Source organism: Pseudomonas sp. MPB23 (assembly GCF_046605395.1).
Lineage (GTDB): Bacteria > Pseudomonadota > Gammaproteobacteria > Pseudomonadales > Pseudomonadaceae > Aquipseudomonas.
In genome coordinates, this window is record NZ_CP176771.1 from 2,440,481 (window position 1) to 2,464,433 (window position 23,953).

22 protein-coding genes and 1 pseudogene are annotated in these 23,953 nt (G+C 54.8%); 14 read left to right on the forward strand and 9 right to left on the reverse strand.

What is annotated here, in order from left to right:
* Positions 1-30: 30 nt before the first annotated feature.
* On the reverse strand, positions 31-609 hold the full coding sequence (locus ACLH0J_RS11360) for a Maf family protein (RefSeq protein WP_411392056.1): 579 nt from the start codon (positions 607-609) through the stop codon (positions 31-33).
* 105 nt (positions 610-714) lie between these two features.
* Between ACLH0J_RS11360 and ACLH0J_RS11365 the strand changes: the two genes are divergently transcribed.
* The 10 genes and pseudogenes from ACLH0J_RS11365 to tmk form a co-directional block, all read left to right on the forward strand.
* Positions 715-1,245, forward strand: a complete 531-nt coding sequence (locus tag ACLH0J_RS11365; RefSeq protein ID WP_411392057.1) for a YceD family protein — start codon at positions 715-717, stop codon at positions 1,243-1,245.
* 13 nt (positions 1,246-1,258) lie between these two features.
* The gene (gene rpmF / locus ACLH0J_RS11370) at positions 1,259-1,441 is read left to right on the forward strand and encodes a 50S ribosomal protein L32 (RefSeq protein WP_003179396.1); all 183 of its coding nucleotides are present in this window, start codon (positions 1,259-1,261) and stop codon (positions 1,439-1,441) included.
* A gap of 4 nt (positions 1,442-1,445) precedes the next feature.
* Complete coding sequence (gene plsX, locus ACLH0J_RS11375) at positions 1,446-2,456, forward strand: phosphate acyltransferase PlsX (RefSeq protein ID WP_411392058.1); 1,011 nt, start codon at positions 1,446-1,448, stop codon at positions 2,454-2,456.
* 126 nt (positions 2,457-2,582) lie between these two features.
* Entirely contained in the window at positions 2,583-3,521 is a 939-nt protein-coding gene (gene fabD / locus ACLH0J_RS11380) for an ACP S-malonyltransferase (protein ID WP_411392059.1), read from the forward strand.
* Between the two features lie 19 nt (positions 3,522-3,540).
* Positions 3,541-4,284, forward strand: a complete 744-nt coding sequence (gene fabG, locus ACLH0J_RS11385) for a 3-oxoacyl-ACP reductase FabG (RefSeq protein WP_411392060.1) — start codon at positions 3,541-3,543, stop codon at positions 4,282-4,284.
* Positions 4,285-4,475: 191 nt separating this feature from the next.
* Positions 4,476-4,712, forward strand: a complete 237-nt coding sequence (acpP, locus tag ACLH0J_RS11390) for an acyl carrier protein (protein WP_010566559.1) — start codon at positions 4,476-4,478, stop codon at positions 4,710-4,712.
* A gap of 128 nt (positions 4,713-4,840) precedes the next feature.
* Positions 4,841-6,085, forward strand: a complete 1,245-nt coding sequence (gene fabF, locus ACLH0J_RS11395; RefSeq protein WP_411392061.1) for a beta-ketoacyl-ACP synthase II — start codon at positions 4,841-4,843, stop codon at positions 6,083-6,085.
* Complete coding sequence (gene pabC, locus ACLH0J_RS11400) at positions 6,085-6,900, forward strand: aminodeoxychorismate lyase (protein WP_411392062.1); 816 nt, start codon at positions 6,085-6,087, stop codon at positions 6,898-6,900. The genes fabF and pabC overlap by 1 nt, the downstream gene beginning before the upstream one ends.
* A gap of 1 nt (position 6,901) precedes the next feature.
* The gene (mltG, locus tag ACLH0J_RS11405) at positions 6,902-8,035 is read left to right on the forward strand and encodes an endolytic transglycosylase MltG (protein ID WP_411392808.1); all 1,134 of its coding nucleotides are present in this window, start codon (positions 6,902-6,904) and stop codon (positions 8,033-8,035) included.
* A 19-nt stretch (positions 8,036-8,054) separates the two neighbouring features.
* Positions 8,055-8,351, forward strand: a pseudogene (gene tmk, locus ACLH0J_RS11410) (dTMP kinase); the annotation flags it as partial.
* A 622-nt stretch (positions 8,352-8,973) separates the two neighbouring features.
* Here tmk and ACLH0J_RS11415 read toward each other — a convergent pair.
* The 4 genes from ACLH0J_RS11415 to ACLH0J_RS11430 form a co-directional block, all read right to left on the reverse strand.
* Positions 8,974-11,151, reverse strand: coding sequence for a hypothetical protein (locus tag ACLH0J_RS11415; protein WP_411392063.1), 2,178 nt, complete (start codon positions 11,149-11,151; stop codon positions 8,974-8,976).
* Positions 11,129-12,157 carry an IS30 family transposase gene (locus tag ACLH0J_RS11420; RefSeq protein WP_019818564.1) on the reverse strand — a complete coding sequence of 343 codons (1,029 nt, stop codon included), beginning with the start codon at positions 12,155-12,157 and terminating at the stop codon, positions 11,129-11,131. Before ACLH0J_RS11420 ends, ACLH0J_RS11415 begins: the two co-directional genes overlap by 23 nt.
* Positions 12,158-12,892: 735 nt before the next feature.
* Positions 12,893-13,573 (reverse strand): hypothetical protein, encoded by a 681-nt coding sequence (locus ACLH0J_RS11425; protein WP_411392064.1) that lies wholly within the window; start codon positions 13,571-13,573, stop codon positions 12,893-12,895.
* Between the two features lie 425 nt (positions 13,574-13,998).
* The gene (locus ACLH0J_RS11430; protein WP_124528230.1) at positions 13,999-14,469 is read right to left on the reverse strand and encodes a helix-turn-helix domain-containing protein; all 471 of its coding nucleotides are present in this window, start codon (positions 14,467-14,469) and stop codon (positions 13,999-14,001) included.
* A gap of 161 nt (positions 14,470-14,630) precedes the next feature.
* Between ACLH0J_RS11430 and ACLH0J_RS11435 the strand changes: the two genes are divergently transcribed.
* The 4 genes from ACLH0J_RS11435 to ACLH0J_RS11450 all read left to right on the forward strand — a co-directional run bounded on the left by ACLH0J_RS11435 (position 14,631) and on the right by ACLH0J_RS11450 (position 16,317).
* Positions 14,631-15,026, forward strand: a complete 396-nt coding sequence (locus ACLH0J_RS11435) for a DUF6957 family protein (protein WP_124528231.1) — start codon at positions 14,631-14,633, stop codon at positions 15,024-15,026.
* Positions 15,027-15,066: 40 nt separating this feature from the next.
* Positions 15,067-15,510 (forward strand): hypothetical protein, encoded by a 444-nt coding sequence (locus tag ACLH0J_RS11440; RefSeq protein WP_124528232.1) that lies wholly within the window; start codon positions 15,067-15,069, stop codon positions 15,508-15,510.
* 89 nt (positions 15,511-15,599) lie between these two features.
* Positions 15,600-15,980, forward strand: coding sequence for a hypothetical protein (locus ACLH0J_RS11445; RefSeq protein WP_053479755.1), 381 nt, complete (start codon positions 15,600-15,602; stop codon positions 15,978-15,980).
* 58 nt (positions 15,981-16,038) lie between these two features.
* The gene (locus tag ACLH0J_RS11450) at positions 16,039-16,317 is read left to right on the forward strand and encodes a hypothetical protein (protein WP_169898545.1); all 279 of its coding nucleotides are present in this window, start codon (positions 16,039-16,041) and stop codon (positions 16,315-16,317) included.
* Positions 16,318-16,741: 424 nt separating this feature from the next.
* Here the strand turns inward: ACLH0J_RS11450 and ACLH0J_RS11455 are convergent, their stop codons facing one another.
* From ACLH0J_RS11455 to ACLH0J_RS11470, 4 genes are all read right to left on the reverse strand, one after another.
* Complete coding sequence (locus ACLH0J_RS11455) at positions 16,742-17,224, reverse strand: hypothetical protein (RefSeq protein ID WP_124528233.1); 483 nt, start codon at positions 17,222-17,224, stop codon at positions 16,742-16,744.
* A 347-nt stretch (positions 17,225-17,571) separates the two neighbouring features.
* On the reverse strand, positions 17,572-19,863 hold the full coding sequence (locus tag ACLH0J_RS11460) for a DEAD/DEAH box helicase (protein WP_169898543.1): 2,292 nt from the start codon (positions 19,861-19,863) through the stop codon (positions 17,572-17,574).
* The gene (locus ACLH0J_RS11465; RefSeq protein WP_169898541.1) at positions 19,838-21,133 is read right to left on the reverse strand and encodes an ATP-binding protein; all 1,296 of its coding nucleotides are present in this window, start codon (positions 21,131-21,133) and stop codon (positions 19,838-19,840) included. The genes ACLH0J_RS11460 and ACLH0J_RS11465 overlap by 26 nt, the downstream gene beginning before the upstream one ends.
* Positions 21,130-23,568, reverse strand: a complete 2,439-nt coding sequence (locus tag ACLH0J_RS11470; RefSeq protein ID WP_411392809.1) for a TerB N-terminal domain-containing protein — start codon at positions 23,566-23,568, stop codon at positions 21,130-21,132. The genes ACLH0J_RS11465 and ACLH0J_RS11470 overlap by 4 nt, the downstream gene beginning before the upstream one ends.
* Positions 23,569-23,953: the final 385 nt, after the last annotated feature.

Consider the following 23,953-nt stretch of genomic DNA (forward strand, 5'->3'; position numbering starts at 1 on the left):
TCAAGGTCGGTGTAGATAAATGTGGTGTTTTTAAGGGATTTGTACGCCTTCGGCCAGCAGCATATCCACCAGGCGAATCAGAGGTAAGCCGACAAGGCTGGTCGCGTCCGGGCCTTCGGTGCTTTGAAACAGGCTCACGCCCAGCCCTTCGGCCTTGAAACTGCCCGCGCAATCATAGGGTTGCTCGATTCGCAGGTAGCGCTCGACCCGCTCCGCGTCCAGCTCGCGCATGTGCACGGTGAACGGCACGCAGTCGACCTGGCAGTGTCCAGTCTCGCTGTTCAGTAGCGCCAGCCCGGTGAGGAAGCTGACACGCTTGCCGCTGGCCGCCAGCAGTTGTTCGCGGGCGTTCTCGAAGGTGTGGGGCTTGCCGATGATCCGGCCTTCGAGTGCTGCGACCTGATCGGAGCCGATAATCAAATGGCCTGGATGGCGGGCGGCGAGGGCGCGGGCTTTCTGTTCGGCCAGGCGTTTGACCAGCTCCACGGCCGACTCATTTGCGCGGTGGCTCTCGTCGATATCCGGCGAGTTGCAGACAAATGGCAGGTGCAGGCGGCTGAGCAATTCCCGGCGATAAACCGAGCTGGATGCGAGTAATAAAGGCAGCATGGGCGTCTCCTCAAGGCAGTCGCGAATTCTAGCGGGGCGACCGGCTGACGCACAGGGCTGAATTTCCTTTGACATGGCTGGGGGCATCCCTATAATGCTGCGCCTATGTTGAATGACCCGATTCCACCTCACGTTGACCCGCGCAAATTGGCTGATCGTGGCACTTCCCTTCAAGGTGAGTTGCTGCTGGCCGATTTGGAGAGACTCTGCGACCCGCTTTCCGACACTGTCGGTACGGTCCAGGCCAAATTAGTTTTTGAACGAGATGAACGTAAATCTGTGGTTATCCACAGCGTTATCGACACCGAAGTCAAAATGGTTTGCCAGCGTTGTCTTGAGCTGGTCACCCTGCCGATCCACAGCGAATGCAGTTATGTTGTGGTGAAGGAGGGTGCGAATACCCAGTCGTTGCCGAAAGGTTATGACGTGCTGGAACTGGGCGAAGATCCTTTGGATCTGCATGCACTGATCGAGGAGGAGCTTCTGCTTGCCTTGCCCATTGTGCCTGCTCATCATCCGGAAGAATGCCAGCAGCCGGCGGGTCTCGATGACGAGCCCGAACCGAGCGAGGACGAGGTAACGCGGTCCAACCCGTTCAGTGTATTGGCGCAGTTAAAGCGTGACCCAAACGTTTAGGAGTTAATCAATTATGGCTGTTCAGCAGAACAAAAAATCCCGCTCCGCCCGTGACATGCGCCGTTCGCACGACGCTCTCGAGGCTAGCACCCTGTCCGTGGAAAAGACCACTGGTGAAGTTCACCTGCGTCACCACGTATCGCCAGAAGGCGTATACCGTGGCCGTAAAGTGATCGACAAGGGCGCTGACGAGTAATCACTTGTCTGCCCAAGTCATCGCGATTGACGCAATGGGCGGGGACTTCGGTCCCCGCAGCATTGTTCAGGCCTGTATTGCCAGCCTGATTGCCACTCCCTCGCTGCACCTGACCCTTGTCGGTCAACCCTCTCTTCTTGACGAACTGATTGCCAGCCATCCGGTGGTGGATCGCGCGCGCCTGACGATTACGCCGGCCAGCGAAACCATCGGCATGGATGAAAAGCCGGCGGTCGCCCTGCGTGGCAAGCCCGACTCGTCAATGCGGGTGGCCCTTGAGTTGTTGCGCGATGGCAAGGTGCAAGCCTGTGTCAGTGCCGGCAATACGGGCGCCTTGATGGCGTTGTCCCGGCATGTGCTCAAGACCCTGCCGGGGATTGACCGGCCGGCGATGGTGGCGGCGATTCCGACGCAGAAAGGCTATTGCCAGTTGCTGGACCTGGGCGCAAACGTCGATTGCAGCGCCGAGAACCTGTTCCAGTTCGCCGTAATGGGCTCGGTGGCCGCCGAAGCGCTAGGTGTTGCCCGGCCGCGGGTGGCCTTGTTGAATATCGGCACTGAAGACATCAAGGGCAACCAGCAGGTCAAGCTCGCCGCGACCCTATTGCAGGGCGCGCGGGGCTTGAACTACATCGGCTTTGTCGAAGGTGACGGCCTGTATCGTGGCGAAGCCGATGTGGTGGTGTGCGACGGGTTTGTCGGCAACATCCTGCTCAAGTCCAGTGAAGGCCTGGCGACCATGATTGCCATGCGTATCGAGGCCTTGTTCAAGCGCAACCTAGCCTCGCGCCTGGTGGGTGCCCTGGCGCTGCCGCTGATGCGGCGCTTGCAGGCCGACCTGGCGCCAGCGCGGCATAACGGTGCGAGTTTTCTCGGCCTGCAGGGCATTGTGGTCAAGAGTCATGGTTCGGCGGGTGTCGAGGGCTTCCAAAGTGCGATTGCACGGGCGGTGATCGAGATCCAGGAGAACCTGCCGCAACGCTTGCACGGCCGTCTTGAGGATCTGTTGCCTTAGGCGAATCGGCCCGGGAATGCTTAAATGTGACCGGCCAGTTCAATTGACCATCCAATCTGTCAGTTTCGTGTGCTCCCATCGTAGGGGCGACTATTTCCGACGACCAGATCATTAGGGGCTTGTTACATGTCTACATCCCTCGCATTCGTCTTTCCAGGGCAGGGTTCGCAGTCCCTCGGCATGTTGGCCGAGCTGGGCGCGCAACATCCGCTGATCCTGGAAACCTTCAAGGAAGCTTCCGAGGCCCTGGGTTACGACCTGTGGGCACTGACCCAGCAGGGGCCGGAAGAGCAACTCAATCAAACCGATAAAACCCAACCGGCCATCCTGACCGCTTCGATCGCCCTGTGGCGCTTGTGGCTGGCGCAAGGTGGTGCGCGTCCGGCATTCGTTGCCGGTCACAGCCTGGGTGAATACAGTGCCCTGGTTGCAGCGGGCAGTCTGACTCTCGCTGAAGCGGTCAAGCTGGTCGAGCGTCGTGGCCAACTGATGCAGGAAGCCGTTCCGGCCGGGCAGGGCGGCATGGCCGCTATTCTGGGGCTGGACGATGCCGTCGTGATCAAAGCCTGTGCCGAAGCGGCCCAGGGCGAAGTGGTCAGCGCGGTGAACTTCAACTCCCCTGGCCAGGTGGTGATCGCCGGTGCCAAGGCCGCTGTCGAGCGCGCCATCGAGGGCTGCAAGGCACTTGGTGCCAAGCGTGCCTTGCCGTTGCCGGTGAGCGTGCCGTCTCACTGTGAGTTGATGCGCCCAGCGGCTGAGCGTTTTGCCGAGTCCATCGCGGCCATCAACTGGCAGGCGCCGCAGATCCCGCTGGTGCAGAACGTCAGCGCGGCTGTGGCCGCCGACCTCGAGACCCTCAAGCGCGACCTGCTGGAGCAACTCTACAAGCCGGTGCGCTGGGTTGAATCGGTCCAGACCCTGGCCGCCAATGGTGCCACCGAGCTGGTCGAGTGCGGTCCGGGCAAAGTCCTGGCCGGCCTGAACAAGCGGTGCGCCGACGGCGTGTCGACTGCCAACCTCAATACCCCTGAAGCCTTTGCTGCCGCGCTGGCGGCACAGGCCTGAGAACTTAGGAGAAGCCTGCATGAGTCTGCAAGGTAAAGTTGCACTGGTTACCGGCGCGAGCCGTGGCATTGGCCAGGCGATCGCCCTGGAGCTGGGTCGTCAGGGCGCCGTTGTGATCGGCACCGCCACTTCCGCCTCGGGTGCCGAGCGTATCGCCGCGACCTTGAAGGAAAACGGCGTGCAGGGCACCGGCCTTGAGCTGAATGTCACCAGCGATGAGTCCGTGGCGGCCGTACTGGCCGAAATCACCGCACAGTTCGGCGCGCCGGCAATTCTGGTCAATAATGCCGGTATCACCCGCGATAATCTGATGATGCGGATGAAAGACGACGAGTGGCATGACGTCGTCGACACCAACTTGAACAGTCTGTTTCGCCTGTCCAAGGGGGTTTTGCGCGGGATGACCAAGGCGCGTTGGGGCCGAATTATCAATATTGGCTCCGTAGTGGGTGCCATGGGCAACGCAGGCCAAGTAAACTACGCAGCCGCCAAGGCCGGTCTGGAAGGTTTCAGCCGTGCACTGGCGCGTGAAGTCGGCTCGCGGTCGATTACGGTCAACTCGGTAGCCCCAGGGTTCATCGATACCGATATGACCCGCGAACTGCCGGAAGCACAGCGTGAAGCCTTGCTGACGCAGATTCCGCTGGGTCGTCTGGGCCAGGCTCAAGAGATCGCGAATGTGGTCACTTTCCTGGCATCCGACGGTGCGGCATACGTGACTGGGGCTACAATCCCGGTTAACGGCGGGATGTACATGAGTTAAATTGTGACGGATCGCTTCAAAAAAATGTCATACGAGCTGTCTAAAATCCGTTATAAAGCTGCAACTTAATTTATAGGCAGGTGACGGACCGGGTACAGGGTGAAGCTTTCAGTTGAAAAGCTGAAATGGCTTTCTATACACTTACCCACTGGCCAGCTGCCTGAATTTGTCCATTAGGAGTTAAACAAGGTATGAGCACCATCGAAGAGCGCGTCAAGAAAATCGTCGCCGAGCAACTGGGCGTTAAAGAAGAAGAAGTGACCAACACTGCTTCCTTCGTAGAAGACCTGGGTGCCGATTCCCTTGACACCGTTGAGCTGGTGATGGCTCTGGAAGAGGAATTCGAGACCGAAATCCCGGACGAAGAAGCTGAAAAAATCACTACTGTTCAAGCTGCTATCGACTACGTTACTGCCCACCAGGCGTAATAGTTTGTAGTCGTCGCTTGCTGTTAGGGAAAAACCGCACTGCTGTAACGGCGTGCGGTTTTTTCTTTAAGCTCTGATGAAAAGTCAGTTCAGATGCAAAGTGTCGTCATCAAGAAAAGGAGAGTGCTGTGTCGCGTAGACGCGTCGTAGTCACCGGTATGGGTATGTTGTCGCCACTGGGTACGGATGTGCCGAGCAGTTGGCAGGGCATTCTGGCTGGCCGCAGTGGTATTGGTCTGATCGAACACACGGACCTTTCTGCCTATTCCACCCGTTTTGGCGGCTCGGTAAAGGGCTTCAACGTCGAGGAGTACCTCTCGGTCAAAGAGTCCCGCAAACTTGATCTGTTCATTCAGTACGGCCTGGCAGCCGGTTTTCAGGCGGTGCGTAATGCCGGCCTGGAAGTCACCGATGCCAACCGTGAACGCATCGGCGTGGCCATGGGTTCGGGTATTGGCGGTTTGACCAATATCGAAGAAACCAGCCGCACGCTGCATGAGTCTGGCCCCCGTCGAATTTCACCGTTCTTCGTACCGGGCTCGATCATCAATATGATTTCCGGTTTCCTGTCCATCCATCTGGGTGCACAGGGACCTAACTACGCCATTGCCACGGCGTGCACCACGGGCACCCACTGCATCGGCATGGCTGCACGCAACATCGCCTACGACGAAGCTGACGTGATGATCGCCGGTGGCGCCGAGATGGCTGCCTGCGGCCTGGGCATGGGCGGCTTCGGCGCGTCCCGTGCACTGTCGACGCGCAACGACGAGCCGACCCGCGCCAGCCGTCCCTGGGACAAGGGCCGTGACGGTTTCGTGTTGTCCGACGGCGCCGGTGCCCTGGTACTTGAAGAATTGGAGCACGCCAAGGCGCGCGGTGCCACGATCTATGCCGAACTGATCGGTTTTGGCATGAGTGGCGACGCCTATCACATGACCTCGCCACCGTCCGACGGTGCCGGCGCCGCGCGTTGCATCACCAATGCGCTGCGCGATGCCAAGGTCAATCCGGACCAGGTGCAATACATCAACGCCCACGGCACCTCAACCATGACCGGCGATCTGGCGGAAGCCGAAGCCATCAGGTCGGTGTTTGGTGATCACGCATACAAGCTGGCGGTCAGCTCCACCAAGTCCATGACCGGCCACCTGTTGGGTGCGGCGGGCGCGGTGGAGGCGATCTTCAGCGTGCTGGCCATCAACGATCAGGTCGCTCCGCCGACCATCAACCTGGATGAGCCGGACGAGGGCTGCGACCTGAACTTCGTGCCTCACGAAGCGCAGCCCATGCCGATCGATGTGGTGATCTCCAACTCGTTCGGGTTTGGGGGCACCAACGGTTCCCTGGTGTTCCGCCGGTTCGCTGAGTGATGCTCAGCTGGGCCGACGGTCAGCCAGCGGACAATGTGCCCCTGAAAGACCGTGGCCTGGCGTATGGCGATGGGTTGTTCGAGACCATTGCCGTCAAGGCCGGGCAGCCGGTGCTGCTCGATCGTCATCTGCAGCGTTTGGAGGAGGGGTGCAGGCGCCTCGCCTTGGTTGCGGATCACGCGCTGGTTCGCCGCGAAGTGCTGGCATATGCCGCTGCTCTCGGCGACGGTGTCCTCAAGTTGATCCTTACTCGTGGCGACAGCCTGCGCGGCTACGGGATCAACCCCGGCGCACCAGTGCGCCGTATCTTGCAGGGCAGTCTGCCTGCTACTTATCCCCAAGCCCATGGAACCGACGGCATTCGCCTGTTTCCGTGTGCCACCCGCTTGGCCGAGCAACCTTTGCTGGCTGGTCTCAAGCATCTCAACCGCCTGGAGCAGGTAATCGCCCGTGCCGAATGGCAAGACGCCGAGCATGCCGAAGGTTTGATGCTGGATATGTCCGGCCGTGTCATCGAAGGCGTATTCAGCAACCTGTTCTTGGTACGTAACGGCTTGTTACTAACTGCCGATCTGCATCGTTGCGGCGTGGCGGGGGTCATGCGTGCCGAGGTTCTGGCCCAGGCGCAAACCCTGGGCGTCCCGGTGGCTGTGGCCGACGTCAGCCTGGAGCAGTTGCGCCAGGCTGACGAAGTCTTTATGTGCAACAGCGTGTATGGCATTTGGCCGGTGCGTGGATGCGCTGCGATGAGCTGGTCGGTTGGGCCGCTCACCCGTAAACTGCAGGGCATTGTTCGCGCGCTATTGGATGTTTGAGTTGATACGAAAACTGGTTGTACTGCTGCTGGTCGGTGTGTTCTCGGCGGCTTTGCTGTTGGGCTTTTGTGCCTGGAAGTTAGATTCTGCGTTGAAGCAGCCCTTGAATGTGACCGAGGAGCAGTTGCTCGATGTACCGGCGGGGGCAACCCCTACCGGCACGTTCAATCGCCTGGAAGCCGACGGTGTGCTCGACGGTGCCTTTTGGTTGCGCCTGTACTGGCGCTTCAATCTCGACGGTCAGCCGTTGCACAGCGGTGAATACCGCATGACCCCCGGCATGACCGCCCAAGGCCTGATCGGCCTATGGCAGCGCGGCGAAGTGGTTCAATACAGCCTCACTCTGGTAGAGGGTTGGAATTTTCGCCAGGTACGCCAGGCCTTGGCCAAGCACGAAAAAATCGTACAGAACCTCGCGGGCCTGAGTGACAGCGAAGTCATGGACAAGCTTGGTCACCCCGGCGTGTTCCCCGAGGGACGGTTCTTCCCGGATACCTACCGTTTCGTGCGTGGCATGACCGATGTCGAGTTCCTGAAAAAAGCCTACAACCGCCTGGACGATGTACTCGCCCAGGAGTGGAACAAGCGCGCTGCCGATGCGCCGTATACCGACCCCTATCAAGCGCTGATCATGGCTTCCCTGGTGGAGAAAGAGACCGGTGTGCCGGAGGAGCGCGGGCAGATCGCCGGGGTGTTCGTGCGCCGCATGAAGATCGGCATGCTGCTGCAGACCGATCCGACGGTGATCTATGGTCTGGGAGAGCGCTACAACGGCAAGTTGACCCGCGCGCATCTCAAGGAGGCCAATCCGTACAACACCTACATGGTTGCCGGGTTGCCGCCGACGCCCATCGCCATGGTCGGTCGCGAGGCGATCCATGCCGCGTTGAACCCGGTGCCGGGCAGCAGCCTGTATTTCGTTGCCCGTGGCGATGGCAGCCATATTTTCTCCGATGACCTGAATGCACATAATGCCGCCGTGCGTGAGTTCCAGCTCAAGCGCCGTGCCGATTACCGCTCAAGCCCCGCGCCAGTGGTGAAGCCGTCGCAGGACGCAACGCCGCCGGCTGACGTGCCTGCTGAAACGCCGCTCGTGCCTGTGCCGGATACCGCCGCACCGCAAAGCCCGCAATGACTCTGACTAAGGACTGCCTGTGACTGGCTTGTTTATTACCCTGGAAGGCCCCGAAGGCGCCGGCAAAAGCACCAACCGCGATTACCTGGCCGAACGCTTGCGCGCCGAGGGTATCGAGGTGGTGTTGACCCGCGAGCCCGGCGGTACACCGCTGGCCGAGCGCATCCGCGAGGTATTGCTGGCCCCGGGTGAAGAGCAGATGAATCCGGATACCGAGCTCTTGCTGGTGTTTGCGGCCCGTGCCCAGCACCTGGCCGAAGTGATTCGCCCAGCCCTGGCACGGGGTGCCGTGGTGATTTGCGACCGTTTTACCAACAACTTGTTTTTTAAGGCCTGCCGATGTAAACAGGTGGGCTGAACCATCATATTGTCGGCTTAGATCACGTCAGGCCCGTTTTCAATGGGCTCTCGCTGAAAATACTCTCACCCGCAGACTCTTTATAGCCTACGCGTTGTCAGATTGTAAACCAACGTCAATTTGACGCATTTTCCGTCCAAATGTAAACAGAGAAGCGGCCTTCGACCGCTTTTAAGTATTCCGTCGCTCCTTTGAAGGGGCGACGGTGGCCTGAAAGCCAGCAGAACCGGGCTTTTCGTTGTTTACATTAGCTTTAGAACTCCAGATCTAGGGAGATACGTCCTGGCATCCCGCGCTCGTCAGGAACGGGTGACGCAGTGTGTTCTTAGAGATGAGAAGGAGATCGCCGGATGTAAAACCACCAGTAACGTTGCTAGGCGCGCTCTGATCCACGTGATCGCTGGCGCATAGGCAGACTAGCTATACACAGCTTTTCACTGTCACAGCGCTTCACAGTGCCCCTGGCGCCTGCATAAGGCGGGCGATCTACGAGAAGGGAAATAGAACTTAACTGATTACGCTTTAGCTTGGCGGATCTCTATAGCAGATGCAGCGTCCTGCCAAATCTGCTCTCGGCAAATCATATCGCTTGTGATGGCGGCTTCAAGTTAAGTAATTGGTGGTACACATTTATAGCGGTGTCATTGACGTAGCGTATTTCCTCGTAATACCAAGCTGTTGCCTTTGGCATATGCATAATTTTACGACGGAGGTTTCGAGGTCGGCCTATTTCAAAACCTTTGTACTCCAGATTTCTAACGTACTTTTCATATTCGGAACAAAGTTTAGGGAAGTCGTCAGAAGCTGTATAAATCACGATAAATATGGGGCTAGTACCCGTAGAGTTATATCCGCATACCTTATCTAGGTGCTTCTTGATTACGGTTCGATCAATCTTATCGCCTAATCGAAAAGCCTCAATCACGGACACAAGATTTCCATTGCCGTCCTGAATCCATCCGTCAGTTTCACCAACTTGCTGGCCTGAAGCTGACCAGCCCATCCGTGATTGATCATGAACTGTCCATCCAACAAAGTTCATACGTTGCTTAATCAACGATACTAGCCAGTCATTGATCATGTCTTCATCATCCAGCGGTATTACGGAAGATCCGGCATCAGCTTTCTTCCGAAGTAGATTTCCATTTCGTAGCAAGAGCTCATTTCCTACCTGCTCTATTATCTGAAGGAGATAGGTGTCAATCGAATTATTAGGCTCCATCAATATCTGGCTTTGGTCGTTAGCGTTCAGGGCGCGAATTCTCAGCCAGCTAGTTCTAAGGTCAGTTTGTACTGAATTGATCGTAGGGCCTTGGGAAGAAGTGAGCTGAGGCAAGTAATTAGTCTGTTGAGACAGGAGGCTCGATTCGATGATCGATAATTCGTCTATCGCAAAAGGTGGGAGCACGGTCTCATCTGAACGAAGAGTTTGAATGTAACTGAGTGCCTCATGCCGGCGACCCGATCTCGATAAATACTCGGCGCGTTCGGCAGCGAACTGATAGCTATTTCGCTGTCGGGTTGTAGCCATGCCCCAGAACTCGCCGAATTCATTGAGGTGCCTGGTTTTCAAGCAAAGCTGAAGTATGCTGCGTAATTCTTCATCTGGAAGTTCGGACTTTTTTAAATCAGGGCCAGACGTCTTGAAAATAGACGCCCATGTCTTGAAATGCCCTCTAAGCTGTTTGGAAGACTCAGGGGAGGCTGGGGCAGATAAGGCGCTCTTGATAAGGCCTGTGGCATGTTGTAGGGTTGGTGCGGCTTTGACCAGCTGAGCAAACTGTCTAATAGATGTATCGCTATCGATCGTTATGTTGAGACTTGCAATGAGATAGTTTTTAAATTCATTGACTGATCTTACGACCTCCTTGGAGTCGTTTGCTGTCTTGAAGTTACGGATTAGTTCGCGCTTTTCCTTGATGTCGGGCTCTGCGTTGTCAAATATACTTTTCAGTTCTACTTTGTCGGTTAATTCTTCAATCTTGTTTTTATGTGTTTTATGTGCGGAGTTTCTAATGGAATTTAGGAAGTGTTTGGCAATGTCAATATGACCGTTGTTGGCAGCCTTGAGAACAATCTCAAAGATTTCTGGAATCCAGTTCGGTGAATCTTGCTCTATATCCCGACCCTTGATGATGGATTCAATCTGCTCCTTTCGCTGCTCTGGGATTGTTTTCTCCAAAAGCGTGAATAGTGCGCTCAAAGGAGTAATTGCAGGGGCAAGTACGGTAAGAAGATCATAAAATTGATCATCGTTAAACTCGTTTACGGCTTCGCAAAATGTCGGCCAAAGACGAATGGGGCTGTAATCAGAGTTGTCATTGGAGTAGTTTAAAGCGCCAGAATAATGGTCATGTGCGAAACCAAACCGTCTTGTGAGAGAGATGAGTTCTGAGCTAATGTCATTTCTTGTTTGACTGTCTCGGGCTACGGTGAAGAGCTGAAGTAGAACCCGCAGATGTAGTCTCACTGCTGAGTTCAGGTTGCTCGATCTTTCCGCCGATAGGTTTTTTTCTCGATCATCGCAAGTTTCTAGGGCGAATATCCACTTGGCTCGTTGCCCTTTTGTCAAGCATTCATGGAGTTGGCCCCAAGGTAGTTCGTCAACCGCTAATGGGTCATCTCCACCATACCATCGACCATCAAGTCTCTCTTTTAGGGTATTCAAATAGCTTGAAATGAGTACCTCGCAGAGTTTTTTCAAAGGGCGGTTGCAGAAGCTGAGTGCAACACGGTTATTGATTTGAAGCTGGAGCATGATGCCGCATAGCCATGGCTTCCTGCATCACCTCGCCCATGACTTCGATCGGGCACTTGAAATCGAAGCGTTTACGGGGGCGCATATTCAGCTCCAAGGCGATGGCATTCAATTGCTCTTGACTGTGTACCGACAAGTCAGTCCCCTTGGGCAGGTACTGGCGGATCAGGCCGTTGATGTTTTCGTTGCTACCGCGCTGCCAGGGGCTGTGCGGGTCGCAGAAGTAAATAGCGACCCCTGTCTGCTGGGTGATTTCAGCATGCCGCGCCATCTCCCGGCCCTGGTCGTAGGTCATGCTCTTGCGCATCGCCAGCGGCATGCTGTTGAGCGCTGCACTGAAGCCCTCCATCGCCGAGGTCGCCGTTGCGTCGTTCATCTTCATCAGCATCAGGTAGCCACTGGTGCGCTCCACCAACGTGCCTACCGACGAGGCGTTGGCCTTACCCTTGATCAGGTCGCCCTCCCAATGCCCCGGCATCAGCCGGTCTTCGATCTCTGGCGGGCGAACATGAATGCTGACCATCTCAGGGATCTGGCCGCGCCGATCCACGCCACCAGAGCGCGGCCGGCGCGTCGTCTTGCCTTGGCGCAGGCAGACGATCAGCTCCTTGCGCAACTCGCCGACCGGCAAGGCATAGATCGCGTTATAGATCGTCTCACGACAGACGTAGGCATCTCTGAGGTTGGGTATGGTCATGCTGCGCAGCTTGCCGGCAATCTGCTCGGGAGACAAACGCTTACGCAGCATGTGGGCCACCAGTTCGAAGCGCTCGCTGCCCGGCACAAGCTTGCGCTTGGGGCGACAAACCTGGCGCCGAATGTTCATCTGTTGCTGGGCGCAGCGGGCCGAGTAAGCACCACTACTGCCTCGATTGCGCTTCAGCTCTCGGCTGATGGTCGAGGGCGACCTGTCAATCAGGCGAGCAATGCCGCGCAGGCTGAAGCCTTGAGCTTGACTGAGTTGAATGATGGCGCGCTCTTCGACGCTGAGTTCGGAATAGGACATAGGGGCAGCACCGTACCGGAAAGGTCAGGTGTTGCACTCAGTTTTCGCGGCCGCCAAGCCTCATTGCTTTCTAAGTTTGGATTGGTCTGGGTTAGTTCAATTGCCCAGAATGCTATGATCCACTCTCCTAGAGGAATAGGCTCAAACGCCTTTCGGTTCAATGTGGCGCGTTGCTCGATAATAACCGCTAGAAGCGGGAGATGGTTTTCAATTAAATTATGCTTATCGCCATGCGGTGCTAGGTAGCTTATCGAGGTGATAGCGTTTCGTAGACTTGACAGGCGGGTGTCTGCGATTACTTGTGTGCGAGAACTTCGGGTGATCTCGTGATCGGCGAACCATGCGACCATTTCGCAGATCGAATCAATCGCAGAATGTATGTCTGTGTACTCGAAATGATCCTCGTAAGCCAGGCAATAGATTTCAAGTCCTTGACTCCACACTAAATCTTGCCATATGCGTTCGTATGCAACTTTATCGGAGATAGGACGCCCGACTCTGGAAATATTTTTGTACAGGCCAATTAACCCTATATGATTTGTTGGCCTATGAGAAAGTAGGAAGCACAGGTACGCAGCGTCATGTACATGGGTGAACAAAAGATTTATTAGTTTTGGGGAAGTAGAGGAAATATCAATCAATTTTTTGGTGAGAGGAAAACTAGAATGGCGCGAGTAGATGTTTCTCTCGTGCTTTATAATCAGCCAAACTAGACTGTCGGATACGCGATCCCGATCATGAAAGCCATCCTCGATGGCCTTCCTCGAACCACGTGATTTTTTCGAGTAAAGTATTCTTTGGCTTGCGCACCAAGTTATTTATCACGTCAGCTAGCGGACTTAAGTTTAGTGAGTCGTTATACACGATTTCAGTGGTGGCACTGGCTGTTTGTATCTGTGTCAACGATTCAACGCGGTTGTAGTCGATCGCAATTTCGGCAGCGCAGCCTTCCCAATCTGCACGCAGGCTTTCATCGGTAATTATGTAGTTGAGCGCGCACTCAAGAAATTCGTCTAAATCTACGTGATTGTCGAAGTCAATTTCGAAGACGTACGGCCGGTCAGCCGCCATGCGCATCCTAGTCGTGTACTCTTCAAAGGCTTCTTTAATCTCCGTAATTTCGGTACGTAGCCTCTTCCATACGAAGGTGCCAACGCCGAAGATATCATCATCGCTGATTGAAAGCGTTACGTGATCTTCCGTCAAGGTTAGGTGTGGCTGCAGCAGTACAAGCTGGTCGCGGGTTATTTTGCTTTTAGAAATCCTTAAATGAGGAGCTTCCAGTTCTCCGCCGCGATAAGACACATCGTAAAGAAGGTCGTGAGCGTGTAGTTGGTTGCGCAGTTTTGCGGGCATTTCCGGTGACGTTGTGACGGTACGCTGAACACACAGATTGTTATGTGGGAAACTGATCATCCTAACCTCCTCTAGATCTTTGATGCTGACGGGATAAGCTAGGCAGTAATTGCCACTATCAACGGCTGGCCAAGGTTGCCTGTCCTCGATCAACCCTTTGACTACCTTTCGTGTTAACAGCCGAGGGTAGATAGTCGCTCTGCAGATTAAGTCCGCTAACAATTCATGTATTCGGTTTGGCCGCACTTGCGACGTTACTGCATGGTGATCCTTATAAAGTGTAAGCTTTTTTTCCAAGTCTTTGATTAGCTCGTACGCACTCATCTACTTCCACACTCCATTGTTTTGTCACGTCACCGGCGCCCGCGCCGAGCTTACTGATGGAGCTTATACCGTCGCACTGGATTTCGTTTTGACAACTCAGGCCATGATTTCGGTTTTTCCGGCTGTCGAATGTCGCTATGTCCGAATAGGTGCTTGTAAGCTCAAGTGTCGTTAGCAGGATCATTGGCCACCCACAGCCGGTCAACGGTCGTCCAAGAACAGCCAAGCTCCCGCGCTGTCTGGGCACGACTGTAGCCCTGAGCTTTCAATCGCTGAACCTGATCCTTCCTCTCCCGAGCTTCTGCCACAACTGGCGCTTCGAGCTTCTGAGGTTCTGCAGGAAGAACGGTATCCGCCAATCCTAGTGCTTCCATTTCAGCGATGGCTGAAAGCATCACCTCGCGAGGAGTCTGGTGTTGACTGGCTGCGATGACTAATCCGAAGAAAGTTGCAGCATTCACCTGTAGGGCGTCAGCTAGGGCTTTCGTGGAGTCCACGGTGGCTGTGGTTTTCGAAGCCTCAAGGTTGCTGACAAACGACTGGGCAACCTCGCTGGCGATCGCGTACTGGTGCAACCCTTTGGATGTGCGTAGTAATTGGAGTACGGCTGCGTAAGGGCGGCGCAGTGACATCTTGGCGACTCTTCAAAAAGAGACGGTATGCCGCGTTTGCCAATCAACATACAAATATATATAGTGATTCGTGTGTTGATTTTGCTGATTTTCCGGCTTGCCGCACCGCGATGCCGACCTCGTCACTGTCAATTGATGCATAACCATGATGGAGCGTTAGCTTGACCGGCCCAGTCCATAGTGACCTTCTTCTGGAAGACAGTGATCTCCGACAGGGCTCTTCAGCTTCAGTGGAAGAGATCGTTGCAACGCTAGCTCTGCGTGTGCCACCCAAGGCTTATTGCCTGGTGGAGGAGTGGACAATCTTTCGAGCCGATCTCACGCCTGCAGAGCTCATGCGTGTTCATGCCGCTGATCACCTACCGCTCATAATGTTTGCCCACAAGGTGGTAGTGGACTCGCGAGCTCGCTTTCAACCTGGCGATTGGGTGCGTTCTAGCATGTGTACTGCTTTCGACGACGGCGTCATGTTCGAGACCAAGAATACGATTTACGTTTTGATGGGGTCGGGGCATGAGCAAACTGCGAGTCTCAAGTCCATTTTTTCCTTCTTCTAATTTCCGTTTTATATGAGCTCTGCAAAGCAAAGGTTATCCCATGTTCAGAACACAAGACTCAGATCTTATCGGCGTCCCGGGGATCTTTGGTGAAGGCCTTGCGCATTGGCATAGCGTGTCACGGATTCTCAGAACTCACTGGTACCACCTCACCGTCCGTGTGAGCGAACAGGGGCGAAGCACTGAACTTACTCACATGATTGAGGGTGAGCACAGGTTGCAGAACATGCTCGTGACCCAGAGCGATGAACAAGAGCTAGTCGACGTCCAGGTTATGACTCCGGCTTGGATGAACAGAAGGGTTGGATGGGATATGGAGCGCGTAACAAAAGTAACTCTCGGCTACGACAGTGATTTTGAGGTTTGCCTGATAGAGGTTGAGGGAGGGGCTGTCTACCACAACTCGCATCGTCCAGGCTTTCAAATCGATTCGCTGACAGACCTTCGCCCGATCTTCCTCTCGAACATGATTCGATCAGTCTGAAATTACCAAGATTTGCGCACGATACCAGCGCGTCTGGTTGCGTGCGCAATTCTTGATAACGCCCTACGAACTGCAACTGGAGCGCAATCATGCTCGACACGTTAGACGTCAATTTTCATGGGAAACGCCATACTGATTTCGATCTCACACGAATTATCAAGGCTGAGGCGCAGGGCTTCGATTTACCGGTAACGGCCTATCTGTGTGGAGTTTCAATTAAGGCTCGTGCAGGCATCGGTGTGGTCTTCGGCCACAAGCGTAAAGACCAATATGGTCGGTTTGGTGATGGTCATCTGATCAGGACTTCTGATGTGTTGAAAGTCGAGCGCGAAGGGCGCTTCTGGGTGATGACGACCGAGAATTCGCGCTATGTGCTGGCCACGTTTCAGCGGGGCAATGGTCGTTCAAGCTTACGTGAGTTCTTACGCCTCTCCCGAACGCTCCACCCAACACCTCGGCTTCTGCAGTGATTTTCGTCGGGCTATCGACGATACATTTCCCTGTCCAACCTGATCCTGAGGGCAGGTCATGATCGTCAAGAAGGGCGACGTTATTACTTTGGCCTCAGGGATCTTTGAGTCGTACAACCGTGAGGGGCCATTTATTGCCGTCCATGGTTTCGATATTGATGCGTTTGTTTCGGAGAGGGCTCGTGCGGGCATGACGAGGTTAGAAGTGGATGACCTACTTGAGGACATTCCCGCAATGCTCATTGAGCGAGGGCTCATTGCAGAGTTGCCATGTCGTAGGATCTATCTCGGAGCGATGGGTGAGATCGATATCAAAGCCGAAAAGTGTGACCATTAGGGCACGTTTTGTAGGCCCCTTCGCCCGGGAATCAGGGTGTCTCTGTCGTCTAATACCAGCATTTAGTGGCGTGCCCTGCGGGATGGCTGTCGTGAACCGAGTCTCGACCCTTCGGGCGTCCATCCTCACGCCTCCGGCCTTAGGCCTGCGCGCTCCGCTTGCCAAAAAAGCAGCTAGGCGATCCCAGCAATCCGGACGCTGTTTTCCACCAGAAAAATACGTGGACACCATCGCCGTAAATGCTACTGCTCTGAAAACGCATAGGCGGGAAACGTATGATGCTGTGACGTCTACTTGGCCGGTTTGGAGCTTGGCTTCTACCTAGCTTTCAAGTGCGCTGCGTTTATGAGCCGCCTCTCTAAAAGGGCTGAGCATTCCTCAGACACTGTGAATGTCATGCCCTCAGGGTCGCCGGCTGATCACTCTAATCGTTGTCGAAGATCTGCCATCCGTCCTCGAGGGGGAAAATCGGGCTGTGTTGAAATTTTCCAAATGGTGACCGTGCATCATGTGGAAGGAGCGGGAATGAATTCCGGCCATCCAATAACTCTGGGTAGATCTTGAAGATCCTCAGATGGTGCAAAGGGAGCGTCTGAATGTACGCCAGAAGATTGCCTAGGTTGATGGCCACTTTAGGGTTTCCTGGCGCTTGGAGTTCAGCAGTTATTGCCTCCGAGATGTTCCACTCGACTTCGGTGATCTCCATGCCTGGCCGGGCGTCGGGCCAAGACGAGGATAATTCTTTGGCGTGATGGAAGCTTTTATAGCCAAGACCTTTGGCGATAACAGTTAGTGCTTGAGAGTGACTGATGGGCTTCAAGCCGGGCCAGGTTTTGAAGAGAACGCGAGCGGCTTTCTTCAGGCCTGCGTGACGTTCAAGATCAACAGGGAAAACGGGAAGGATCATCGCAAACTCCGGTCGTTAGCGGTGTTGGCTGCCCGCGAATGACGACTGTCGAATGCGTGGTATGGAGGGTGCATCACCTGTGACAAAGTCCTTGCGTGCCGACCGCGCGATTCAGGTACTCGCTTGGTCAGCATGCTACTGATGGCTCGCCAGTGGGTCAATAAGGGAGCCGGTGCTACTGCTCGTTGCCTACGGATGCGCTCACGAGGCCTATATCTCCGCCGACGAAATTTCTACCGTAGCCATTCTTCTCCAGCCTCAACACTCTGGCCCTAAAGTCACGGCTCCCTTCACGCCAGGAATATGGATTGACGCGCGGACACGACCTCGGCTACGTAAATTCAGCGCTAATGGACGGTAGTGCTTTCGAAAGCGTTTCCTCCGTGCAGCCATCGAGTAGTAAACAACCTTGCAAACTCTACCGCACCTTTGAAATTCAACTGAGATGACGCATAGGATTTCATGAGCAGGGAGCGGGGCAGTGCCCAGTCCCACTTCTCCTTGATTAGATTCTCGACTCCATCCAGTAACGCCTCAATATCGTCGGGATCCAGTTCCGCAACTCTTGCGAGGGCGTCAGCGACACTTTTTTGTGAGCCGCCGAGCGACAATGCAAGGCCCGAGCTCTCGCAAGACAGTCCTACATAGTTGAACATGAGCACTAGAGCGTCGTTGGTTTGGTCGCCACGCCAAGTCAACAAATGAGTTTTCGAGTCAGAGCCGTAGGTGAATTCATGTGCTAGCCCGAGAGATCTGAAGGATTTACGGGCTTCGCTCAACAGCTCCTGCGCTTTGCTATCGATGAAGGGGCAGGGCGTTATTTCAGTCAGTACGGCCCTCATCTCCTCTCTTACATGGTCATGTACCGTCGCACCAAGCCCGTCGAATTGGGGTGGCTGACCGCCTCGAGCGGCGGTTACGACGATCACCTTTTTTTCGATATCTACATCCAGTACGCGCCAACGCCGGCCACCAAAGATAATCCGCTGCCCCTTCATTAGAGGCCGACTGACAGGTATTGACCCAAGCGGCTTGCCCTCGCGGATAAGCCTGAATTCTTCATCGCTGGTGAAGGCGCTATAGAACTCGTAATGGTTGATCAGTCGTTCGCCGACTTCTCCTGGTAGTAGGTAACCTGAGCTGTCCTGCACGATCAGTTTCTTCTCGCCGAGTCCCTTCAGTAGAGCAAAGAAGTCAGGCTTGGAAATGCTTTTAAATGTCCCGCTTTCAACCAGACTACCCCATAGCTGCGCCGCGCTGGCTCCTCCTTGCTGTGCGATTACTGACAGAATTTGTTGTACCAATGTCGAGGCATGCAATCCCTCTGCCCTAGGCGGCTCAAACCAGTTGCCAATCAGCAGCCTGATCATCGCGATGGTTTGGACGAGGTTCTGGCGAAGTAGGTCTGATAGCAACGATTGATCTGTAAGCTCACGTTCCTGACAGTACGCCCGTAGCGTAGCGGGTTCATCGTTCCGGCGACCTGACCGACCTAGACGTTGGCGCAGGCTTGCGACTGATGGCGGAGAGCCTATCTGGACGACCGTCTTGATGTTGCCGATGTCTATCCCAAGCTCCAGAGTGGTGGTGCACACGGCGGTTGCTGGCGGTGTGCCTGCTTTGAGCGCGCGCTCCGTGTCTTCGCGAAGATCTTTCGAAAGACTACCGTGATGAGGCAGGAATTCGTTCGGCATACCGCTGATTTCACACAGGCGACGTAGGCGGTCTGCGTACCACTCCACCTCCTGCCGGCTGTTCGGGAAGACCAAATTGTTACTGCCACGCAGCACCTTGTACATATGGGCGGCGATGGCATGTCTGGAGCCCGATTCGTCTTCCTCCTCCTCCTCTTCATCTTGATTCTGATCAGGCTCAGCTTTCGGTGCTTCAACGAGGAGCAGCTTTTGCATTGGCGGCATCACGTAGCCGCGCACTTGCACTTGAAGATTCTGGCCGGATGATTTTGATTCAATTACCTGTACCCGCTGAGGATGCCCGGGCCGAAGAAACTCACTTGCTAGCGACATATCTCCCAGCGTGGCGGACAACCCGACTCTCGGTAGAGCCTTTCCGGCGACAAGCTCTACACGCTGCATCAATGACTGGAGCTGCTTACCACGCTCGCTACCAATGAAAGCATGTAGCTCGTCGACCACGATGTAACGCAGGTTCTGGAACAGCCCGGCCAAACTAGAGCCCCTGTTTACGAATAATGCTTCCAGAGACTCAGGTGTGATCAGCAGAACGCCTTTGGGAGACTTGAGGAACTTGTGTTTTTTGCTTGCTGACACATCACCGTGCCATGCCACAACAGGGAGATCCAGTTGCTCACACAGTCGACTCAGTCTGTCCCACTGATCGTTGATGAGTGCCTTCAGTGGGCTGATATAGAGGACAGCACCTGCAGGGTCGGGGTGATTCATCAGGTTTGTGAGGATGGGCAAGAACGCGGCCTCAGTTTTACCCGCAGCAGTTGAGGCGGCGATGATCACGTCCCGGTCAGCTTCGACTAGCGCTGAAATCGCCCATTCCTGGGCGTCCCGCAATGCTGTCCATCCTTGGGCCCAAACCCATTGTTGGACGGCTGGATGCAGGCGCTCGAAAGACGAGGATTCAGAGTTTGAAACTGGTGAGCTCATCGTCTGCCTCGATGCTTAAATCCTGCATGGCGCCATCGTCTTGAGCAATCTGAACAGCGCCTACCAATGCACGCCAGTCCGCGCCGGGGTTCTGCTCCAGTACGGCGAGCAAGTTGATGAACGCCGTAATAGTCGTACGAGGCGTCCGGAAGTAGGCTTCCCCCAATCGTTGATTGCAGTGCGACATGAATGCAGGAATTGCCTCATCTGGCATCAAATACTTGTCCGGGTCGCCGTAGGCATAAACGTTACGCAGCTTTTGAAGCAGTACGTAGAAGTCTTCCGGAGTCAGGCTGCTCAGGCGGATTACGGGCCCGGACAGGTCGATCAATCCAGATTTGGCAAACGTGTTTTCAGCAAGCCGTGACTGCAAGGCGGGGTAGCTGTAAAGCCCGCGACGCGTGTCCATCAAAAACTCTGGCGTACCGCCGAGGACGAAGCCTAGACCCTCAGTGGAGCCTTGTAAGGAATCATTTAAAATCCGCAAGATCTGCTCGTAGTTGGCGTTGCGTGCCTGGGTGTTCGCTAGCTTGTACAGGTTGACAAGCTCGTCCAGACAAATCATGAGGCCGCCAAACCCTGCAAGCCGGACGAACCGCGACAGCAACTTCAACTGATCGTAGACCGATGCGTCATCAATGATTGTTCGGACACCAAGCGCCGCACGAGCATCTGTTCTAGTAGTGAATTCTCCTCGCAGCCATCGAATGGCATCTGCCTTCAGCTGCTCGTCGCCTTGTTCAAACCCTTGGCAGTATTTGGCAATTACGTCGGCGAAATCGTAGCCGTTTACCATCTCAGTGAGTTCGGCCAGAAATTCGCGAATGACGATTTCGCTCTCGACACCTCGCGTTTTGGCTTCAGATTTGGCTTGGGAAATGAATTTCTCAACAATACCCTGCAGCGCGCCACCGTCCGGTTTCGTCCGGGTGGACATGTTTTTAGCGAGCTCGGCATACAGGGAGCGTGCTTGTCCTCCGGATGCATGAAGCCTACGGTCGGGATTCAAATCGGCGTGCATTGTGACCAGCTTTCGCTCCATCGCAATGCCTCTGACAAGGTTGAGAAAAAAGGTTTTCCCCGCACCATATTCGCCTACAACGACCCTAAAAGCGGAGCCGCCGTCAGCTAGTCGATCTATGTCTTTCAGAAGAGCGTCTAGCTCTTTCGCTCGACCCACCTGAATAAGATGTTGGCCCGCACGAGGAACTACACCGGCTCGCAATGACTGGATGACCGCATCGCGATCTTTGGGGCGTATCGTGCTCATAAGGCTAATTCTTCCAGGATATCTGGGTTGATCTCGATGGGGTCATCCCCCTCGGAGACTGGCATGTCGAACCGTTCAAACGCCATGTCGTTGATGTGCTCGAGAGCACCGTCCAGCATGAGTTCCATATCAGTGGCAACATCTTCCAGCTCTTGGCGGCTCCATTCTCGGCGTGACACGATCATTCGTAGAAACGCTGAGTGTTCTGTGTCGAGCCCATGCACAGTCGCCGTATGATCAGTTGGCTGATCCCTGATACTGACTTTCACGATAGGCGGTTCTGGAGATTCATCATTGAATACCTCCGCCAACAATGCTGAAACCGCTGCCGTCTCGCGTTGGAGCTGCGCAATTTTGTCCATGTCCAAATTGAAGCCTTGGGAGGCGTCAGTAATGCTTGACGTACCACCGGCCTGTTTGGCACTAGGCTCGGCACCAAGTGCGGACGCAGCGGAAGAATTCCTAGAAGGGGTGATGGCCGCGCCGTGTAAGTCCCCGTAAAGCAGCTGCGTATCCAGCTCAAGTGTTTTATAAACGCGCTCCAGCAGCCGGACTTCCTGAGGCGAAACGTTTCCGTCAGCTTGAGCGAGATGAGCTAGGAACCCAGCTATGGTGCGTTTGGCGTCGGCACTCAGAGGGCTTAACTTTTTCTTTAGGCTCGCCAGTGTAGGCGGCTGAAGAATTTGGATTTGCAGGTGGGCTTTGAGCCGTTTCTGATGAGATACGCGAAGATGACTCCAGGAATCGATATGCCGCCCTAGCTGGGTCATCTCATCGCCTGAGCTTTCACCATCTACGGCCGCAACCGCGCTTGCCAAATCCAGTGTTACCGCTGCAGCGTGATAGTCCGAAGATGTCCTTAGGCTTCCATCATCGTCACTCGTCGCGAACAATACGATCGTGTCGGAATTTTTGGGAGTACGGCTACCCGATAGTACATCTGGCTCAAAGCCGATATTCAAAGACTCGAGGGCTCTTGCCAAGGCTACAATTGTTCCACGAGGCAGAGCTCCTGAAGATCCAAAGCGACCTGCCAGATCCCCAAAACTCATCACCAACTGCTCATCCCCGGCTTGGAGTTGCAGTTCAGCGATTGCATCCTTCGCCGCTGCCGGCCATAGGGCCACCGGCAGTTGCAGAATACCCTCCAAATTTGAGGCTCCTTCTGGGTTACGACCTAGGTATCTGCTGTATGGGTCGAGGACTATAGTGCATTCATCCACCATAGCCTGCAGCTTGTTACGCGTTGCCGAAGTAGCGGAAACATCCGGTATATCACCCAACGCAATTTCGGGAGCGCTCAAGCGCGAAGAGGCGGAGCGATAGGCGATTTTGCGCAGAGTCTTATTTTGGGTAAGCACAAGGCCCTTCGGATAAAGGGCTGAATACCGGGCCACGAACAGCTGCGCAAACTGATCCGCGCATCTGCTCACAGCAGTGCGGCGGCTGATGTTAGGGTCTGACTGTACCCATGCCATTGCCCACGCCGCATTCAGCGGATGTTTATCCAAAGCCATTTGGCCTAATGCCAGTCGTAGCGCAATCGGCAATTCAAAGCCATTCGACTCAAATCGAGGCGGTGCATTCAAGTACATCTGCGGTTCCACATCCATGAGTTGTATGTGGTTGAGCAGATTCGACGCGTAGTTTCGAAACGATGAATTGTCCCCGTAGAGGGTTTTAAGACGCTCAATCTCCGCTGCGATGGTGGGGAGTTCCGAGCGCGCGGCCTCATCTGTAATTGAATCAATGATGGCCCGACGCTCGAGACCGTAAAAAAAGATGAAGACATATCCTATATCCACACTGGGTGCACAGCGGCCCTCTGACAGCCATTGCAGGTACCCACGTCGTGCTGCAGGAGAAATGCCGCTGTAACTCGGCCAATACCCGGTTAGCTTCTCAGTGAGATCCACATGCGCAGCGTGCACAGTTAACTGGCCGTCAATCAGCGAGGGCTCTTGGTCAAACGCCCGATCTGCTCTCTCAGTGAAATACACCAAGGCAACCTTAAGGGCCTGTCCACCGACGGTGATGGTTTCATCTTTTCCAATCCATCGCGCTTTCGGGGTTAGGTTTTTAGGCTTGGGAATCGTGAATTGCTGCTCAGGCGAGCTCACCCTGATCGTATGGAAATCTGAGCCAGCGCGGTCTCCGCTGTTCACATCACCGCTGATTTCAGATTTTTGCTCGTGATTTGACAAGGAGGTGGTCTGACCTAATGAGTCGGCTAGGATATTCGTTTTAAGGCGAGGAGGGCGCTTCGGTGGCGCTGCGGAGTACTTCATTATTAGCCAGATGACGGCAACGATTCCTGCCAAAACTGCGACTGTGAGCCGCAGCTTTGATGGTGCAGCGGCGATGGCCACGACCAATATCAGTATCAAGATCACCGCGCTCGACATGCCTAGGCTGCTTTTTTGCTTCCGTGCCATCAGGCGCTCCATGAAGTTCGGCTGGCTTATTGGCAGTATCTGCATTTTTTCGATTGGCGCCAAGCATGGCAGTTGATGTAGGTTTATCTCGCCGACGTACCGCAACAAAATTCTCCTTAGATTGAGCTAGGTGGAGAGCATCGTCCTTATTTCTGGAATCGCGTAACTTTGTCTCTAACGAAGTCATCGTCGCGGGTTTGCGTGCAGCAGAGGTTTGGCCGGTGCTAAGCCAGGCGCAGAGATGGCCCTCGTACTATGCCAACTCGGCAAACATCCAGTTTCATGACCACATCGGGCCTGATCTGCAAGACGGCGTATTTTTCTACTTCGAAACGTTCGGCTGAATGCGCACTTCGATGAATCGCGGGTGAGAGCATTGGCCGCT

What these genes read in the sequence shown, in the direction of transcription:
- ACLH0J_RS11420 (WP_019818564.1), bottom strand. Translation starts at nt 12,157, where the DNA reads ATGTCCTATTCCGAACTCAGCGTCGAAGAGCGCGCCATCATTCAACTC.
- ACLH0J_RS11450 (WP_169898545.1), top strand. Translation starts at nt 16,039, where the DNA reads ATGATCGTCAAGAAGGGCGACGTTATTACTTTGGCCTCAGGGATCTTT.
- ACLH0J_RS11440 (WP_124528232.1), top strand. Translation starts at nt 15,067, where the DNA reads ATGTTCAGAACACAAGACTCAGATCTTATCGGCGTCCCGGGGATCTTT.
- fabG (WP_411392060.1), top strand. Translation starts at nt 3,541, where the DNA reads ATGAGTCTGCAAGGTAAAGTTGCACTGGTTACCGGCGCGAGCCGTGGC.
- ACLH0J_RS11430 (WP_124528230.1), bottom strand. Translation starts at nt 14,469, where the DNA reads ATGTCACTGCGCCGCCCTTACGCAGCCGTACTCCAATTACTACGCACA.
- ACLH0J_RS11445 (WP_053479755.1), top strand. Translation starts at nt 15,600, where the DNA reads ATGCTCGACACGTTAGACGTCAATTTTCATGGGAAACGCCATACTGAT.
- ACLH0J_RS11425 (WP_411392064.1), bottom strand. Translation starts at nt 13,573, where the DNA reads ATGATCAGTTTCCCACATAACAATCTGTGTGTTCAGCGTACCGTCACA.
- pabC (WP_411392062.1), top strand. Translation starts at nt 6,085, where the DNA reads ATGCTCAGCTGGGCCGACGGTCAGCCAGCGGACAATGTGCCCCTGAAA.
- rpmF (WP_003179396.1), top strand. Translation starts at nt 1,259, where the DNA reads ATGGCTGTTCAGCAGAACAAAAAATCCCGCTCCGCCCGTGACATGCGC.
- ACLH0J_RS11415 (WP_411392063.1), bottom strand. Translation starts at nt 11,151, where the DNA reads ATGCTCCAGCTTCAAATCAATAACCGTGTTGCACTCAGCTTCTGCAAC.
- ACLH0J_RS11365 (WP_411392057.1), top strand. Translation starts at nt 715, where the DNA reads ATGTTGAATGACCCGATTCCACCTCACGTTGACCCGCGCAAATTGGCT.
- ACLH0J_RS11465 (WP_169898541.1), bottom strand. Translation starts at nt 21,133, where the DNA reads ATGAGCACGATACGCCCCAAAGATCGCGATGCGGTCATCCAGTCATTG.
- ACLH0J_RS11455 (WP_124528233.1), bottom strand. Translation starts at nt 17,224, where the DNA reads ATGATCCTTCCCGTTTTCCCTGTTGATCTTGAACGTCACGCAGGCCTG.
- ACLH0J_RS11470 (WP_411392809.1), bottom strand. Translation starts at nt 23,568, where the DNA reads ATGGCACGGAAGCAAAAAAGCAGCCTAGGCATGTCGAGCGCGGTGATC.
- ACLH0J_RS11460 (WP_169898543.1), bottom strand. Translation starts at nt 19,863, where the DNA reads ATGAGCTCACCAGTTTCAAACTCTGAATCCTCGTCTTTCGAGCGCCTG.
- fabD (WP_411392059.1), top strand. Translation starts at nt 2,583, where the DNA reads ATGTCTACATCCCTCGCATTCGTCTTTCCAGGGCAGGGTTCGCAGTCC.
- acpP (WP_010566559.1), top strand. Translation starts at nt 4,476, where the DNA reads ATGAGCACCATCGAAGAGCGCGTCAAGAAAATCGTCGCCGAGCAACTG.
- ACLH0J_RS11360 (WP_411392056.1), bottom strand. Translation starts at nt 609, where the DNA reads ATGCTGCCTTTATTACTCGCATCCAGCTCGGTTTATCGCCGGGAATTG.